Origin of the sequence: Actinoplanes regularis (genome assembly GCF_900188005.1) — a bacterium.
GTDB classification, from domain to species: Bacteria; Actinomycetota; Actinomycetes; order Mycobacteriales; family Micromonosporaceae; genus Actinoplanes; species Actinoplanes regularis.
The window spans coordinates 1-14,873 of the sequence record NZ_FZNR01000048.1 but is presented as its reverse complement, the minus strand read 5'-3'; the positions used below and the strand labels follow the sequence as shown (position 1 = coordinate 14,873).

18 protein-coding genes and 2 pseudogenes are annotated in these 14,873 nt (G+C 66.9%); 5 read left to right on the top strand and 15 right to left on the bottom strand.

The window, feature by feature from the left end:
- From CHC09_RS44545 to CHC09_RS44530, 4 genes are all read right to left on the bottom strand, one after another.
- A partial coding sequence (locus CHC09_RS44545; RefSeq protein WP_218827194.1) for a hypothetical protein occupies window positions 1-834 on the bottom strand: 834 nt, incomplete at its 3' end.
- Window positions 835-1,096: 262 nt separating this feature from the next.
- Window positions 1,097-1,624, bottom strand: a complete 528-nt coding sequence (locus tag CHC09_RS44540; RefSeq protein ID WP_089299326.1) for a DUF4240 domain-containing protein — start codon at window positions 1,622-1,624, stop codon at window positions 1,097-1,099.
- A gap of 258 nt (window positions 1,625-1,882) precedes the next feature.
- Window positions 1,883-2,170, bottom strand: a complete 288-nt coding sequence (locus tag CHC09_RS44535; RefSeq protein ID WP_143232951.1) for a DUF6959 family protein — start codon at window positions 2,168-2,170, stop codon at window positions 1,883-1,885.
- A 287-nt stretch (window positions 2,171-2,457) separates the two neighbouring features.
- Window positions 2,458-3,282, bottom strand: a complete 825-nt coding sequence (locus CHC09_RS44530; RefSeq protein ID WP_089299324.1) for an alpha/beta hydrolase — start codon at window positions 3,280-3,282, stop codon at window positions 2,458-2,460.
- Window positions 3,283-3,648: 366 nt separating this feature from the next.
- Between CHC09_RS44530 and CHC09_RS44525 the strand changes: the two genes are divergently transcribed.
- Window positions 3,649-4,032 carry a hypothetical protein gene (locus CHC09_RS44525; protein ID WP_089299323.1) on the top strand — a complete coding sequence of 128 codons (384 nt, stop codon included), beginning with the start codon at window positions 3,649-3,651 and terminating at the stop codon, window positions 4,030-4,032.
- A 307-nt stretch (window positions 4,033-4,339) separates the two neighbouring features.
- Here the strand turns inward: CHC09_RS44525 and CHC09_RS48275 are convergent, their stop codons facing one another.
- The 3 genes from CHC09_RS48275 to CHC09_RS44510 form a co-directional block, all read right to left on the bottom strand.
- Complete coding sequence (locus tag CHC09_RS48275) at window positions 4,340-4,498, bottom strand: hypothetical protein (RefSeq protein WP_239138748.1); 159 nt, start codon at window positions 4,496-4,498, stop codon at window positions 4,340-4,342.
- Window positions 4,499-4,853: 355 nt separating this feature from the next.
- Complete coding sequence (locus CHC09_RS44515) at window positions 4,854-5,180, bottom strand: hypothetical protein (protein ID WP_143232950.1); 327 nt, start codon at window positions 5,178-5,180, stop codon at window positions 4,854-4,856.
- Window positions 5,181-5,251: 71 nt separating this feature from the next.
- On the bottom strand, window positions 5,252-5,572 hold the full coding sequence (locus tag CHC09_RS44510; protein ID WP_089299321.1) for a hypothetical protein: 321 nt from the start codon (window positions 5,570-5,572) through the stop codon (window positions 5,252-5,254).
- Between the two features lie 208 nt (window positions 5,573-5,780).
- Here CHC09_RS44510 and CHC09_RS44505 point away from each other — a divergent pair, with 208 nt between their 5' ends.
- The 3 genes from CHC09_RS44505 to CHC09_RS44495 all read left to right on the top strand — a co-directional run bounded on the left by CHC09_RS44505 (window position 5,781) and on the right by CHC09_RS44495 (window position 8,076).
- Complete coding sequence (locus CHC09_RS44505; protein ID WP_203833353.1) at window positions 5,781-6,284, top strand: hypothetical protein; 504 nt, start codon at window positions 5,781-5,783, stop codon at window positions 6,282-6,284.
- Window positions 6,285-6,506: 222 nt separating this feature from the next.
- A complete protein-coding gene (locus CHC09_RS44500) occupies window positions 6,507-7,484 on the top strand; it encodes a tetratricopeptide repeat protein (RefSeq protein ID WP_089299327.1) in 978 nt (325 codons plus the stop codon).
- 244 nt (window positions 7,485-7,728) lie between these two features.
- A complete protein-coding gene (locus CHC09_RS44495; protein WP_089299320.1) occupies window positions 7,729-8,076 on the top strand; it encodes a hypothetical protein in 348 nt (115 codons plus the stop codon).
- Between the two features lie 129 nt (window positions 8,077-8,205).
- Here CHC09_RS44495 and CHC09_RS44490 read toward each other — a convergent pair whose 3' ends face one another.
- Together CHC09_RS44490 and CHC09_RS44485 are read right to left on the bottom strand one after the other, a co-directional pair.
- Window positions 8,206-9,084, bottom strand: coding sequence for a GNAT family N-acetyltransferase (locus CHC09_RS44490; protein ID WP_089299319.1), 879 nt, complete (start codon window positions 9,082-9,084; stop codon window positions 8,206-8,208).
- Between the two features lie 260 nt (window positions 9,085-9,344).
- Window positions 9,345-9,710 carry a hypothetical protein gene (locus CHC09_RS44485; RefSeq protein ID WP_089299318.1) on the bottom strand — a complete coding sequence of 122 codons (366 nt, stop codon included), beginning with the start codon at window positions 9,708-9,710 and terminating at the stop codon, window positions 9,345-9,347.
- 274 nt (window positions 9,711-9,984) lie between these two features.
- Here CHC09_RS44485 and CHC09_RS44480 point away from each other — a divergent pair, with 274 nt between their 5' ends.
- Complete coding sequence (locus CHC09_RS44480) at window positions 9,985-10,806, top strand: hypothetical protein (RefSeq protein ID WP_143232949.1); 822 nt, start codon at window positions 9,985-9,987, stop codon at window positions 10,804-10,806.
- Window positions 10,807-10,885: 79 nt separating this feature from the next.
- Here CHC09_RS44480 and CHC09_RS44475 read toward each other — a convergent pair.
- The 6 genes and pseudogenes from CHC09_RS44475 to CHC09_RS48670 all read right to left on the bottom strand — a co-directional run.
- A pseudogene (locus CHC09_RS44475) lies at window positions 10,886-11,704 on the bottom strand (IS5 family transposase); the annotation flags it as partial.
- Window positions 11,701-11,901, bottom strand: a complete 201-nt coding sequence (locus CHC09_RS44470) for a hypothetical protein (RefSeq protein ID WP_089299315.1) — start codon at window positions 11,899-11,901, stop codon at window positions 11,701-11,703. The pseudogene CHC09_RS44475 and the gene CHC09_RS44470, both read right to left, overlap by 4 nt.
- Window positions 11,898-12,302: a hypothetical protein gene (locus CHC09_RS44465; protein WP_089299314.1), complete on the bottom strand. Its 405-nt coding sequence runs from the start codon at window positions 12,300-12,302 to the stop codon at window positions 11,898-11,900. The genes CHC09_RS44470 and CHC09_RS44465 overlap by 4 nt, the downstream gene beginning before the upstream one ends.
- A gap of 7 nt (window positions 12,303-12,309) precedes the next feature.
- Complete coding sequence (locus tag CHC09_RS44460) at window positions 12,310-13,320, bottom strand: DUF6192 family protein (RefSeq protein ID WP_089299313.1); 1,011 nt, start codon at window positions 13,318-13,320, stop codon at window positions 12,310-12,312.
- A gap of 495 nt (window positions 13,321-13,815) precedes the next feature.
- Window positions 13,816-14,496: pseudogene (locus CHC09_RS44455) on the bottom strand (PCRF domain-containing protein); the annotation flags it as partial.
- Between the two features lie 42 nt (window positions 14,497-14,538).
- Window positions 14,539-14,670: a hypothetical protein gene (locus CHC09_RS48670; protein WP_280523931.1), complete on the bottom strand. Its 132-nt coding sequence runs from the start codon at window positions 14,668-14,670 to the stop codon at window positions 14,539-14,541.
- Between the last annotated feature and the right edge of the window lie 203 nt (window positions 14,671-14,873).

The following is a 14,873-nucleotide window of genomic DNA, read 5'->3' as shown; positions in this document are numbered from 1 at the left end:
TTCTCGTAGTCTGGGCAGATCCTCCGCAGGTGGGGAAGCGAGTACCGCCAGCAGTTCGCTGCGATCGGCCGGTGAGAGTGCCCGGGCCAGTGCCGGGATCCCTCGCCCGGTTCCGCGGCCGTGCCGCAGGGCGTCAAGGGCGAGCGGGGCGGCCTCCGGCAGCACGGCGGTCAGCGCTGGCAGCACCTCGGCGCGGGCGTTGCGGCTGAAGGCCGTCACCATCGGCAGCAGTTGCCGGGCCTCGTCCGGACTCAGATGCGCGACCCACTCGTTCTCCAGCACGCGGGCCATCGTCCAGTCGTCGGGGGTCGCCGTCCGAAGGAGCGTGAGGGCGGCGGAGCGCACCTCGGCGGGCAGCACCGGGATCCAGGGCCGGAGTGCCTGGATCGCTCGTTCCGGGTCGTCGTCGGCGAGCAGCAGACGCCCGATCCGGCCCGCTTGGTCGGCGGAGAGCAGCGACCGGAGTGGGGTCAGGCAGCCGACGCCCCGCTGGCCAGCCTCGGCTTCGGCGAGCAGCCTTTCGATCAGTTCCGCCTGTCGCTGCCGGGAGAGCCGGGGTGTCAGCGCGATCAGCAGATCGGTCCGGGTGGCGGCGAGCTCGGTGAACGCGGCCAAGTGTCGCGCGTCCAGGCGCGGCGCCAACTTGTCGATCAAGATTTCGCGGGATCGCTCGTCGGACATCTCCAGGGCGAATTCCCAGACCCGGTCCAGTTGCCCGGAATCCAGATGGGGTGCCAGGTCGATGATCGCGTAGGTGCGGTCCCGATCCCGTTCCTCGGCCAGGGCCGAATCCAGCAGCGTATCCACAGTGATCGGAGCAGGGCGCGGCAGCACGGCGATGATCATGCCCGAGCGTCAGAAGCGCCGGCCACCCGTGCCCGTACGCCCAGCGCGGACAGATCCCGAGCCTGACCGACCGGCCCACCCAGTTGCTCGAGGCGACATCCACCACGCACCATCGTGATCATCGCGACCGCCGTCCACGTACGAGCTTGCTCATCTGGCCGAAGAGTGCGCGCTCGACGCGGCCCAGGCAGCGATGACCTTTGCCCAGAACCGCGTACCTGAATGGTGGTCATAGCCGCTCGACCGGTAGTCACTCCCCGAGGAGACCCGCCAGGCGGGGCAGGCGCCGGCGGAATTCGTCATCGTCGTCGAAATCCCAGAACTGACCCAGCTCCGGGTAACGGCCCTCGGTCGCGGGCAGGTCGTACGTACCGGTGAGAGCGTGGTACGCGTCGGCGACGACACCGAACATGTCTTCGCACTCGAGGTCCAACGCCTCCTCCGCAGCCTCTCGGACCGCCGGCAGGCCGGCGAGTGCATCAGGGTCGGCGACGACCCGCTCGAAGACCTCCCGACCCTGAGTGAGAAGCCAGCCGCGGAAGTATTCGAAGCCGTCGTCGGAGCAGCCACCATTGAGCTGATACGCCGCGCCCCACAGATCGACCCGGTAAGAGGCCGCCATCAGGTCATGCAGCGGCTGGTTCAGCTCCGCGACTCCGGCCGCAGCCAGCGAGGTCAGCGCCTGCCGAGTCCGCTCGGCCACCTCCTCGGCATCCGACGGGTCGTGCGCCCGCGCCCGGCCCTGCTCGACGAGTGCCCAGAAGTGATCCACAGTCATGCGCGGCAGCGTGACAGACGGGTATGACAGAACCCCGAGCGCTGCCACCACACGATGATGACCGACAAACCGGCGAATCGGGCGCTTGACGTGGCACGGACAACCATGACCCAGACTAAAGGCCGGCATGTTTGCGGGGCTCATGATGCGGAACGTGGCGGTGGCTGGCGGTGGCGACGGCGCGAAATGGTCGATTCAGAGCATGATCCGACGTGCTCAACTGCCGAAGAGAGTGCGTTCGAGTTGGGTACGTCTGGCTCAGGAATTGCTTTCCCGAGCGTAGGGAAGGTCGATGCCTCTTTCGGCAAGGATGGCCTCGTAGAACGAGAGCATTCGAGTCATATCGTCAACGGCGTAGTCGAGGTCATCCAGCGCTTCGCCATCGTCGGGCTCCCTCCGCAGCCGACGGGCAGCATCGGCCACCTCCTGCCGCAGGTTGGCGAAGGTATCACCTTGGATGTGCACGTCAGGGAATGCGCGGCCGGCGAGCTGAGTCACGGCGACATTCCCGCCCATCGCTAGAACCTGCACCCGATCATCGCTCATCCAACGATGATCGCATTCGCCACAACCCCGGCGGCCGCCGCCGAACTCCCGCGCATGTCAACCCAGCTCAGCAGCCTCGTCGGCGATTTCCGGCACTGACCTGCGGATGCCGGAAACCGCGTCCGCGCCGGTCATGCGGCATCCACGTATTCGTGGAGGAGGCCGCCGAGCCGTTCGCGTCGCCGGATGCCCAGGGGTGCGCGTGTGGCGGAACCAGTGATCGGCGTTCGATGGTCTTGAGCAGAACGGGGTCGCCGTCGATGACGTGGCCGCGTTCACGGAGGGCCTTATCGGTGGGCGTCGAGCCAGGCGATGATGTCGTCGAGTACCTGATCTCGTTCCGGCTCGTTGTGCGGTTCGTGGTAGAGCCCTTCGTAGATCTTGAGTGTGAGGTCCGGGGAACCGGCGCGCTCGCGTACGAGGGCGCTGGTGGTTGGTGATACGAGCCGATCGGCGCTGCCGTGAAGTACGAACAGCGGCAGGGTGAGCGCGGGAAGCCGGGACGGCATCGCGGTGGCGGTCAGCAGGAGTTCGGTGCCGGTGCGTGCGGTCATCTTGCCGAGGTAGTTGAGCGGGTCGGAACAATAGGCGCGGACCACATCGGGGTCGCGGCTGATCGTGTTCGGGTCGAGGGCCAGCATGCCGAGATTGGGCAGCATGGCGGAGACCAGGGGCGCGAGCAGTCTCTGCGCACCGGTGACGGCGCTGGTGTCCAGTGCCGGCGCGGAGATGATCCCACCTCGTACGCAGCCAGCGGGTGTTCCGGTCAGGTACTGCAACGCGATCAGGCCGCCGAGGCTGTGTCCGTAGACGAACACCGGCGCGCCGGGATGGACCTCCGTGGCCATGCGGGTCAGTGTGTCGACGCCGTGTATGGCGGCTGCCATGCTGGTGATGTTGCCCCGTTTGCCCGGCGATTGGCCGTGTCCGGGATGGTCCAGGGCATGGACGGCATAGCCGGCGGCGGTGAGCCGTTCGGCGACGGGTCGGTATCGGCCACTGTGCTCGTGCGCTCCGTGTACGACGATGACCAGCCCGGTGGGTGCTTCGGGGCTCCAGCTCTGCCAGTATTGGTGGTTGGTCAGCCGACCCTCGGCGTGTGTCTGGGTCATGAGAGGCTCCAGGTGTAGATGTGAAACGCCGGGCCCGGCACCGTGGTTACCTCGGGCGATCGGGTCTCGGCTCCGGCGCCGGCGGGGAGCCGTGCCATCGAGCCGGCCGGTGTCGCCGTCGAGCCGCCAGTGGCTTGGACCGTATCGTACGGTTCGACCCGGCGCACGGGTCAGGCCGTCGCTGATGAGTGGACGATGCGGATCGACCGGTACCCGGCGTGCCTTCCCCCAGCCATCCTGAAAGCCGTGGTGACCTGCGCATCCGCGAGGCGTACGAACCTTTGGGGCAGTCCCTATGGCGTAGATTACCGCCGATGATCGGCGTAAAATCCTGCCTCTCGGCGCCCCCCCGCTCTGTCTGGACCTGTGTTCCGCCCCGGGCTTGATGGAGACGACAAGCTGCGCGTCTACATCTCCGAGGCCGACAACTGGATCAGCGTATGCCGCAGCGGCACAGAGGGCGTGGGAATGACCTTCGGGACGGTCATGGAGGCCGGTCCGGCCGACAGGATCCGTTTGTTCGGTGAGCGGGACGCCGTGGTCAAGGCGAACGTGCTCTTTGGGCATCTGCCTACCGGGGCGACTGCGGTCAAGGCGCGACTGGCATCCGGTCGAGTGGTCACGGGAACGGACGACGGCGAAGTCTTCGCAGTTTGGGCGCCGGACGACTCCGTCAAAAGCGCGCAGTTAACCGCATACGGGCCGGGCAACTCGATTATCGCGAAAGCAACGGCGTCCGACGGTTTGTAAAAGATGGAACTCGCACTGTAGCCGAGTGCCGGCCAACGCTCTCTCATGCCGCCGATAGGGCGCGCCGGGCTACCGGACTCGAACCGGCTCATACCTTGCGGTCGTTAGCGAAACGCTAGTAACGGACTTTCCCATCCGCCTTTGCCCGGCGCGCCGAACGAGACTACAAGCAGGCCAGCGACGGTGGAACGCCAGCCCGCTCGGCCGCCGTCACATGCCGCCGACCGTGCATGACGGCCCGGTTGGGCACCTGGTGAAGTACGAGCCTGCGAGCGCGTGACGCGCCTCGACTTGGACCAGCTGGGGCTCAGATCTGATCGAACTTGATCACGACGTCGCGGGGTGGTTGCGCGTTGCTCAGCGCCCATGCCCAGCCGGGAAGGGCGACAGCCTCGTCGAAGAACTTGTCGAGTGTCTTGCCGAAGGACCATAGGTGTCCGGATACCAGCCCATCGGTGGCCCACACTGGGATCCCAATAGAGAGTGCAGCTGAGTTGCCACGTCGGCGCGTTCTCGCCTACCCCGATGAGCTGACGCGTGAAGTCGGCCGAGAATTCTCGCTGACCGCGGAACTCATAGGTTCCGAACTGGGCGAGGACACCGTCGCCATCTTCATCAGGCGGTAGGGCATCTTCGACCGAAAGCGCAGCGAATCGCCGGAAGGTCGCCACGACATACCGTACGTCAGTCTCGGTTTCTGCGGCCGACTGCGTCCCCGCCTTGTCAAGCATCGACGCGAGAGCCGCCTCTGTCTCGCAGATCAGCACGAGTCGATCATCTCATTCTCGACGTCCTCATTTGCCGCGATCCGTACGTGTTGATCATTCGTTGACCGTTGTCAGCCAAGCCCAGCGGATCTCTGCCAGCAGGAACGCGGGCCCGTCAGACTGGTGGTTCCAGATCTCGTCTGACCACCCTTCGGGTTCAAGCGCCCGCAAGCGGTCGATGCAAGCCGATGTGCTGCCGGTTGCCATTAGATCGACGTTGAACTCGAGGTATTCCGGGATCTTCCAATAGGAGCCGGACTCGTGCACTCGGACAGCACCGTAATCAGCGAGGCAGCGAACCAGGGACGAGGCCAGTTCTGCGCTTCGGGCTGTCGGCGCCTCGGCGAACAATCGCAGATACACGTGGTCAGACTCACTCACCACGGCAGTGTGAGGCGTCGTGGCGCGCTCCGCACTGATTTGCCGCAAGTCGCGCCCGCGGCGACGCGCCTTCAGTCGCCGACGAACACGAGTTCGCCGCGCTCCTGGGCGCAGCGCTCGGCTATCGCGCGTAGCCGCATGAGCCCACGGTGCTCGACGCCGGTCGTTGCCTGAGTGAGCAGCAGTTCCACCTCCGCGAGGAGTTGCTGCATCTGGCTGGCGCCAAGGCGGGTCTCGCCATGCGGATCGATCCGAGCAAGCATCTGAATGGCCGGATTTCGGCGAGATATCAGCCGGTCGAAGTCGCCAGCGGCATCAAAGAACCCGCCGGCCGGATCGGGTAGCTGCCTTATCCACTGGTTAGCCACCCGTAGCTCGACTTGAATGCCCATCCGTTGATGATGCAGGACGCCGAGCTCTGCGTCCTCATCTGCCGCCGTCCGTGCGCGCCGCCTGCGGATGATCGGCGCCTGTAGCCGGGGCAGCGCCCATGCCGGATTTCCGGGTTACATGGGCTGAGCAGCCGATATATCGGCTCGCAGCGGTCGTCTAGCGTCACCGATCATGGTGAGCAGAGGGCGAATCGGGCTGGGGCTGATCATGACGGTGGCGCTCGGGGTTACAGGCGTCACGGCCGGTTGCGGGCGGCCGCTGTCGGCCGTCGAGCGGGGCCAGTCCGATGATTTCGCCTTCCCCTATCCGGCCGAAGGGCGGCCGGAGCGCATCGCCATCGACCACAACACCTTCGAGGCCGAGCACGTCGGGCACACCCCGGACGGCGGACAGTTCTTCCTGACAACGCCGTTCGAACCGGGCGGCCGTCGTTTCGTCGCGCTGTACCTCTTCGACCGCGACGGGCGGTTCGTCACGGCGGAAATCGATCCGTTCGACAAGGAGCTCTACCAACGTCGGCTCAAGAGCCTCGGCAAGATGACCTTCAACCGGATCGTGGTCGAGCCCTTCGAAGTCGAACAGCTCGGCCAGACCTTCGGCCTCGTCGTCGACGAGCCGACCACGAGTGACGAGATCTGTTGGGTCACCGCCGAACCCGGCGATTACATGGCCTTCGCTGAGCCGTGGGACCTCGGCGCCTACGACACCTGAGTTCGCCTCATCACCGGTTCGCGCGCACTTCTGCCGCGATCCGAGCGCTACCAAACGTGACTGCCTGGCGGCACACCGCTGGCAGCCCGCCCTTTCGACCGTTGCCGCCTCCTTTGCGTAACGGCTCGATAGTTGGCCGGTCTCGGGGTCGACGCGGTGCCGCATTCGGCCGTCGCCTCCCGGCGGACTGACCCGGAACGGCGCGCGGTACGGTGCGTGACCATGTCTAGGTCCGCATCCCTCGCCCTCGCGCGAGTCATGGCGCATTGCGGCGGCTCGCCCGCCGAGGCCGTAGCGTATGCGGCCAGGGCGATCGAGGAGAATCCGGCTGATCCGGAGCCGTACAAGCTCCTCGCTGACCTGCGTCGGACTTCTCCGAGCGAGATCGCGGCGGCCGTTGCGGAACCGAGCGGCCTCTGGCAGTTCGTGGCTGCGTCTTACCTGTGCTTCCTCGACGATGAGATGGACCAGGCCGTTGGCTGGTTGGGATCGGTGATCGGTTACCGCCCGTATGTTGCCTGGGCGTCCGCGCCGTGGTTCAGCGACGCGAGATTCGTTGGCGCGCTGTCAGCTGCCGGGCTTGCCGACGCGTCGCTGAACATCACCGATTACGGCACCGACCTCGACAACGACGCGGTGCGGGAGCATCTGCAGCCTTGGTTTCGGGCCATCGAGGTGGTGTGCGATCGCGATCCGGCGGCTGCGGATATGGCACGCATGGCGAAACTTTTGCGCTTCTGCGGGCGTACGGATGAGTCGCTGGCCCTGTGCGAGCGTGCGGATTCCGTGGAACGGGTCATGCTCACCGAGGTGATTCGTGCCGGGACCTGGCGTCGACTCGGTGACCGACAGGAGACCACCGCAGCATTCCGCCGGGCGTTACAGCTCGACCCCACCAACTGGTCGCTCTATCTCGATTTGGCAGATCTGGCGGCGGAGGATAGCGACTTCCCCACCGCCGCCGACCTGGTACGCCAAGGACTCGCGCACGAACCGCAGGACGTCACCCTCAGAGCCGCCGGCGCCGCTTACCGGGTACGCGCTGCGGGCTCAATCGCCGACCTGGACCTCCTGCTCGAGCTCGCGGTGGAGCTTCCGCACGCGGGATACCGCAACGGTCTGATCGAACACGCCCTGGGCAGACCAGATCTCCCACCCGATCGGATAGCGGCAGCACGCAGACTCCAGACCGAGGACTGACTCGTAGCGTCAACGGGCGACCTGGAGGTCGGCCGCGAAGCGCACACATCTGCCGCAGAAGTCGGTCGTCAGGCGCCATCGAGCCCGTCACACGCGGTAACCGGCGGTGGTGCGGTGCCAACAGGCTGATCTGCCGATGGGAGTGCATCCGATCATGCCGGCCGCGCATGCTTGGCTGCGTCGTGCGAAACGACCTTACCGTCCGCCGCTGCATGGGTGCCATAGGCGTCATAAGATCCGGGGAATGCACAGCACACTTACCGAGCACGCTCGGTGCCGGTACGGTGATGAGTATCGACCTACCGTCGTGCAGTGCTCTGAGGATCACGATGATCGGTACTTCATCGAGAAGCTGACTTTCGCCGACGCGGAGTCGATCCTGGCCATGCTGCACGAGTTGTGCCCGAACATCTCGGACGGGTACCTGCCGGTGTGGGTGCGGAACCTGGCCTACCGGCTGGTCCTCCTGCAGCGGCCGGACGAACCTGCGCTCATGCGCGAGGCGGCGCTCAGCCTCATCATCCACGGCCCCGACTGGGACGACATCGCGGCGGACCTGCAGGCCCGCGCAGCGGCTCTCGAGGCGAGCTGAGCCATGCTCCGTTGGTCCAAGCCGGATACGCGGATCTGTCGAAAGTAGTGCGTCATGCTGACGCGCACATCGAAAAGCGTTAACTCATCATGGGGAGCTTCCTCTACTTTCACGGTTGCGGTGGCACAGTCAACTCGTGCGGCGGAAGTCGGTAACCTCCGGGAACTTCTGAAAACCAGCCGAAACGTACGTCGCCACGCCGCCGACGTTGCTGCTCGGGGTGCACACTGTCGCGCTGGACGAACCCATCCTCTGCAATGCGGCGGCCGCGGCCACCGTGATGGCGCGGCCGTATCCGTGGCCACGGTGATCCCGATGAACGCCCAGTGGTTCGAGCAAACCCGGTCGTCCTTCCCCTGCCGACCAAACCGTCACCGCGGCGACCGCATCGCCGTCGCCGTCGTAACCGACCAGGCACCGGGCCCGACGGTAAGGCGGTGCAGCGGCCATCGCGCGCCAGCGCTCCAAAGTGAACGTCGAGTTGGCGAACGCCGCCCGCTGCACCGCGACCCGATCATCAACGATCCGATCCCGAACATCGTGCGCCTCGATGACCTCGACCCTGAGCCCGCAGTCCTCCACCGGCTCGATCAGTTCGCGAGACAACGGGGTCCACGGTTCGTCGGCCGCCCAACCGCCGCGATCCAGGAGATCTCGAAGAGCAGCGCCGAAGCGGGCCTCGACGGCCCCGGTGCCGTCGGGCAGTACCCCCTGCTTCGGATCCGACAGATCGGCCAGCAGCCGGGCCGCGAACGCGGCGTCTTCGTCGACGCTCGGTGCGATGCCCATGCGGATCAACCCGTCGTCCACCATGCCAACGGCCAGGACGTGCCCGTTACGGGCCCACACCCTGACGGCCTCGGCCAACTTCCGTCGGCCGAACCTCCAGTGCCACCCAAGGTCGCCTGGATGGAGCTGGACCGGCCCGCCGGTGTGCTGCCAGACCGCTACTGCCTCAACGATCTCGCCTAACGAATCCGGCGTCGCAAGCTGCATCGTGATCGACATGCGCCGACCTAACCACACCACAGAGACGACGCAATTGGTTTTCACCGCCAGAGTGCCGGCCCATGACCCGCGCGCATGAAGGCGGTCAATGCAAACCGCAGACCAGAACGAAATCAACCCAGCCAGATCCGAAATACTCTCATAGCCGCAGTCCGTGAGAGAGCGAGGACGGCCGGTCCGCGTTCAAGTTGACCTCCTCGGTGGCCAGCGACAAGGCCATCAGAGCACGTCGCAGCGTGACTACGCAGATCTTGCAGGGGTCACTCGCCAAGCCACGACAGGTCCGGGGCGGCGAGGGCTGTAACCGTTGCGTCGCGAACCTGCCACATCTGTGCGCAATCCTGCTCTTCCACGGTAATCACGAACAAGCCTCGCGGCCAGTCGTTGTCCTCGTCAACCGGCGGCATCCGGGCAAGCTGTTCGACCTGATCCCGAAGCCAAGAGAGTTCGCCCTGCCGGATATCACCTCCGTAGAACAGGTAGAGCGACCAGTTGAACGGCTTGGTGGGGAAGGCCCACCCGCCCGAGTACAACTCGTGCCGGCCTTCCTCGATGATCTGCTCAGCGAGGAGGCGTTGCTCGAAGTCGATTTCAAGCCAGCCGCGAATCGACGCGTACATTCCCATGGCCGGCACGGTAGCCGGTCGACCTCGGCATCCTCATTTGCCGCGATCCGGGCATGTAGCGAGGTATAGCACCGCGGCCGAGCAGGACGGCCCGCCGGCCAGCTGAGCGCCGCGGTCAGCCGAGGTTCTCGACGTCCGTGAGTGGCTGTCTCGCAACCCGTTTCCGCAGCTGAGGCACATTTGGCCGGCTCAGGTCTGTCTCTGCCGTTCGGATGACCGTCACGGTGACGTCAATCCGAACGCCGTATAGCGGCGGCGACCCCAGCTTGATCCGATGCAGGGATCTGTCGACGCGCGCAGCCGATCTCGGCAACGGGTGGAAGGGCAGAGAGAACATCTGGTGGGGCAGCGACCGCCACCCCCGACTCGTCGATGCCTGTGCCATCATCCTGCCGTGGTTGAGGAATGGGCTGACCTGCGCGTCATGGTCGACGACATTGTGCGGGCCGGGGCGGCGGAGGAGTACTGGTGGTCGGACCCCGACATGCGGGCGTTGCTGCACGGCCTGGCTTCTGATGATCCGCAGTCGGTCACGATGGGCCTGTCGTATCTGTGGGGTCCGTTTATCGAGTGTCCGAACGTATTTCGGCCGACGGTGCCGGCCGTGCGGTACGTGCTGGCGCTGCTGGGTCGCCAGGCAGGCGACGACACGAAGATCCGGAGTCCGCACGGCAGGCTCCGGCCGTTGCGAGGCCACCTGCTGACCTGGTTGGGTTATGTGGCCGACGAGGTCGGTGACGTCCGCGTCCGCGAGTTCGTCGAGCTTGCCGGATTCTCACCGCTGGAGTCCCCGACTTCGGCGTGGCATGCGGTCCGGGAGCTCCGTCCTCAGATGTACGACGCCGCCGCCGCGTTTCTGGACGATCCCCACCCCGGTGTTCGGCTGGAGGCGATCGCTGCGGCGGTGGTGCTCGTACGAGTCCCAGAGCTGGCCGTCCACCGCCCGCACATAGCTGCCACGGCGCGAGCGTTTCTGGACGCCTGCACCGACCCGGTGCGCAAGCGATGGGCGGTTGAGGCATTCCACGAGATGGGTTCGGCGTACGTCGCCGACCAGCCGGTACCGACACAGCCGGCATCTGATCGGATTCACTGATCTACCTGATCGCGCGTCTCGGATGCCGACTTGGTCAGGCGGCGATGAGCTGGGGTACTTCAGCCCGTCGGCCATCCGCGCGGGTGATGCGACGGGTCATCAGGGTGATGTTTGCCCAGGTGATGTGGGCTTCGGAGTGCTCGGGGAGGCGTTCGTAGTCGCGGGCGTTGCGGCGGGCGCGCATCAGCCAGGACAGCGATCGTTCGACGATCCACCGCCGGGGCAACACCTTGAAGCCGACCTGGTTCGGTGGCTTCTTCACGACCTTGAAGGTGAGGTCGAGGTCGTTACGGGCCCAGTCAGTCAGGCCGGTGTAAGCGTTGTCGGCCCACATGAGGGTCAGTTCCGGGTTGTTCTTGCGCAGCTCAGGCAGCATCTCGCGGGCGGCATCGCGGTCGGTGACGTCCGCCGGGGTCACCTTCACCGTCATCAACAGGCCCTTCGTATCTACGATCAGGTGCCTTTTCCTCCCATTTATGAGTTTCGCTCCATCGAATCCGCGAGTGTCTCGGCTGACGGTCTCGGCCGCTTTCACGCTCTGGGAGTCCATGATCGCGGTGACCGGACGGGGGCACCGCCCGGCGTCGACACGGATACGGCGGCGCAGCTGATCACGGAGGTACTCGAGCACGCCGTTCTTGGCCCAGCGGGCGAAGAACCCGTAGACGGTCTTCCAGGGCGGGAAGTCGCTGGGCAGGGCTCGCCACTTGCAGCCGTTGTCCACCAGATAGCGGATCGCGTCCACGATCTCGCGGCGCGGGTGCGCTTCGGGATGACCGCCGGTCAGGGTGGTGCTGGCCGGGGCCGGCAACAGCGGCGCCAGAATCTCCCACTCCTCATCGGTGGTGTCCGACGGGTAGCGGCGCCGACGAGGCAAGGCCGTGACAGTGGCGTTCATGCGTCACGGGCCAGCAGCTGGAGAGCGGTTTTGACGCCGACGAGCTGCCCGAGCACCAGCTGTGCCCACTCATCGTCGGGGTGGCTCTGGACGTGCGGGATGATCACGGTGTCCAGCAGCCGGGCGATGCGGCTCATCTCTTCGCATACGCGGCCTCGGTCATAAGCGACCAACTCCTCGTCCACGATCGTGGTCATGCGTTGCGCACGAGCAGGCCCAGGGCGGACTTAACCCCGGTGAGCTGGCCCAGCACGAGCTGGACCCACTCGTCGTCGGGCAGCTTCTGCGCGTGCGGGATGACCGTGCTGCTCAGGAATCGGGAGATGCGGGTCAGTTCGATGCGTACGCAGGCCCGTTCATAGGCGATCCAGTCGGCCGGATCGGTCGACAGTTGATAGCCGTCGCGGCGGGTCCAGGTCAGCGGGGTCAGGTTCTGCGCGGCCAGGACCTCGCGCAGGAACCGCAGCCCGGACTGAACCTGGTACGCGCTGAGCTCAGTCGCGGTCACCAGCTGCCGGGTGGTCAGCCCGGCCGGGCGGGCCTCCATCAGTGCGACCCGGACCAGGTCACCGGAGACATTCGCGGGCACCCGTGCCATGGCCGGGCTACTCGCCGGCCAGGAGGCGGGCAAGGCCCTCCTCCGGGGTGACCTGGCCGGTGGCGACCGCACCCTCGATCCAGTCCGCGGCCGCCCGGACCCGGGCCAGGTTGCGCTGCACCGTCGCCTTCTCGTCCTCGGTGTAGTTCTGCCCGCGCAAGCCCGGGACGATCCGTCCGGCCGAGGCGACGAACTGCGCGCACGCCCCGACCAGGTCGAGGAACTCGCTGGTGTGCTCGATGTGCTGCAGCGCGGGCGTGCGCTGCCGGACCATCTCGGCGCCCTGGCGGGACTGGTCGGCCTGGGCGCGGTTGACCAGGTGCCGGGCCGTGGTGTCGGTCATCGCCCGCGCGGCAACCTCCGGCCGGCGCAGCAGATCGGTGGCGATCTGCGAAGCGACCTCGTCGTCACGGACCAGCTCGTGTACCGCGCCGACCCTTTCCTGTACCGAAGTCTCGGCCGACGCCTTGAACGCGACCTTGGGCCGGCGCAGCAGATCGGCGGCGACCCGGGTCGCGACCTCGTCGTCGGTCACTAGGTCGTGCACCGCGGTGACCTTCTCCTGGACCGTCTCCGGCCGGGTGACATGCCAGCCCAGCCGCCGTTTCGCCTCGTCCTCAGTCCATCGGCGCTCGCCGGTGCGGGCCAGCACCGGCGGCTCGCTGATCACCGCGAACCGCTGGTCGGCATCGGGGATCGAGGCCAGCACACGATGGATGTGGAACGACACGTCGTCGCGGCGCTTCTCCGCCGGCCACCGTGACGCCACCCACCGCCAGCCCTTCATCGTGTCCGGCGCCACCCCGATGTCCTCGGCGAACATGCGCAACGCCTCGGTCACGCCGAGTCCCGGCATTTGGTGAGGCTGCGAGCCGCCATGCGGGCCCATCGGCTCGATCTCCAGCGCGTTGTCGCCGAGCTTGAACTGGATGCGGCCGTGCTCACGCACCAGGTCCCGCGACTGCGCCACCAGCTCGTCATACCGCTGCTGTGTTACCTGCCCGATCGTCGCCACCATCGTTCCACCACCCGGGGCGCCCGCAGCGCGGCGAAGAGGCCGCCGTCAACAACTACGGTCGATACCAGTCAGGCTGAACCGCAGGTCAGCAAGGTCGCAGTCCCCCACAAGCGGTCACTCGCCCGAACGACCCGATGTGAGTGACCTGCTCCGCCACTCCCTCGTCCGGCACCGCGGCGAGCAGAACACCGCCGATAGGGGCCGATCCAAACCAGCCACCCACTCGATCCCGCACTGCGGGCAGCTCACCCGCTGATCCACCCGGGCCGCGACGATCCGGGCCCGACTCCGCCGAACCGTACGCCAATGCCGAGCCCGGCACGCCGGCGAGCAGAACACCATCGAGGTCCGAGCCGCTCCCGGCAACCGCTCACCACAAACCGGACACCGCCGCGGCGACGGCTTCTCGGCCGGGCTGGCCGGCTGCGGGACCAGCGACAACCAGCCTCGGGCAGCGCGCTTCACACCGCTCATTCCGCCAGCGTAGAACCGGCCTTAACTCGACCTTGGAGTAGAGAGACAGGCACTGACGAGCAGCAGCGAACGGAGCACCCGGCGGGCGACCTCGCGCCGTTGCCCCGCGCGCGCGTCGTTACGGAACGACACGCTCCGGCCGGTCGACAGATGGGTGAATCGAACCGACGCCGTGGCCGGGTCCCGCGTGCACATCAGATCCACCCGGACGTCCTTGTCCTGGACGGTGTCCGGATCGTCGTCCTCGACCAGCGGAGCCACGGTGACGGTGACCTCGGCCGCCCCGGCGCGATGCCGGCCTGCCTCGGGGCGCAGCAAGCCGTACGCGTACGGCGCGGCCACGACCAGCGTTCCTTCCAGCAGGCGCGATCCCGGCGGGACGTCGTCGGGCACCAGGACGACGAGGCCGTGCCGCTCGGCCCATTCGAGGTACTGCCGCAGCACGGTCACGACCAACGTTGCCGCGTCCTCGCCGGTTCCGGCGGCGCGAACGACGACCACGGCGCCCCGCAGGTCAAAGGGCCCGTCGAGGCGCATCCGGAGCCGCAGGTCCGCGACGGCGTCGCTCAGCGCGTCGGCCTCGACCCGCAGGTCGGCGAGGACCGCGTCGTCGTGTGTGTCGACCGCAAGCGCGAGCAGCTGTCGCGCGTCGTCGAGCCGCCGGCGCACCGTTTCGGCGCGGGCCAGCTCACGGGTAACGACGGCGAGGCGGACGCCGACCGCCCGCCCGTGCGCGGGATCTCTTCACAGGTCCGGCGCGGCCGCCGCGGTCTCCAGCTCGGCCCGGGTCCGGCGGAGCCGCTCGAGGCCGGGCGCGGTCGAGCGGACGATCGTGGCGAGGTCGTGCAGATGGTAGATCAGCTCGTTGGCGCTCACCCACTTAGTCTACGGACCGGCACCCTGCAGCTCATGCTGGTTGTGGGCGATCTCGGCAGCCGAGGCACCGAGATATAAACCGGCCGTCGTCGTGTGTGGGTGCACTGATCTGCCGCAGAGAACGCTCGCCGGCTGGCATGCGATCAATCATCGAGGGCCATCGTGAAGGCTGGCCCCGCCGTGCGGACATCCAACCGGCCGTG

What these genes read in the sequence shown, in the direction of transcription:
- CHC09_RS44495 (WP_089299320.1), top strand. Translation starts at nt 7,729, where the DNA reads ATGCACAGCACACTTACCGAGCACGCTCGGTGCCGGTACGGTGATGAG.
- CHC09_RS44485 (WP_089299318.1), bottom strand. Translation starts at nt 9,710, where the DNA reads ATGGGAATGTACGCGTCGATTCGCGGCTGGCTTGAAATCGACTTCGAG.
- CHC09_RS44530 (WP_089299324.1), bottom strand. Translation starts at nt 3,282, where the DNA reads ATGACCCAGACACACGCCGAGGGTCGGCTGACCAACCACCAATACTGG.
- CHC09_RS44540 (WP_089299326.1), bottom strand. Translation starts at nt 1,624, where the DNA reads ATGACTGTGGATCACTTCTGGGCACTCGTCGAGCAGGGCCGGGCGCGG.
- CHC09_RS44480 (WP_143232949.1), top strand. Translation starts at nt 9,985, where the DNA reads ATGCAGGGATCTGTCGACGCGCGCAGCCGATCTCGGCAACGGGTGGAA.
- CHC09_RS44510 (WP_089299321.1), bottom strand. Translation starts at nt 5,572, where the DNA reads ATGGGCATTCAAGTCGAGCTACGGGTGGCTAACCAGTGGATAAGGCAG.
- CHC09_RS44535 (WP_143232951.1), bottom strand. Translation starts at nt 2,170, where the DNA reads ATGAGCGATGATCGGGTGCAGGTTCTAGCGATGGGCGGGAATGTCGCC.
- CHC09_RS44505 (WP_203833353.1), top strand. Translation starts at nt 5,781, where the DNA reads ATGACGGTGGCGCTCGGGGTTACAGGCGTCACGGCCGGTTGCGGGCGG.
- CHC09_RS44460 (WP_089299313.1), bottom strand. Translation starts at nt 13,320, where the DNA reads ATGGTGGCGACGATCGGGCAGGTAACACAGCAGCGGTATGACGAGCTG.
- CHC09_RS44465 (WP_089299314.1), bottom strand. Translation starts at nt 12,302, where the DNA reads ATGGCACGGGTGCCCGCGAATGTCTCCGGTGACCTGGTCCGGGTCGCA.
- CHC09_RS44490 (WP_089299319.1), bottom strand. Translation starts at nt 9,084, where the DNA reads ATGTCGATCACGATGCAGCTTGCGACGCCGGATTCGTTAGGCGAGATC.
- CHC09_RS44470 (WP_089299315.1), bottom strand. Translation starts at nt 11,901, where the DNA reads ATGACCACGATCGTGGACGAGGAGTTGGTCGCTTATGACCGAGGCCGC.
- CHC09_RS44500 (WP_089299327.1), top strand. Translation starts at nt 6,507, where the DNA reads ATGTCTAGGTCCGCATCCCTCGCCCTCGCGCGAGTCATGGCGCATTGC.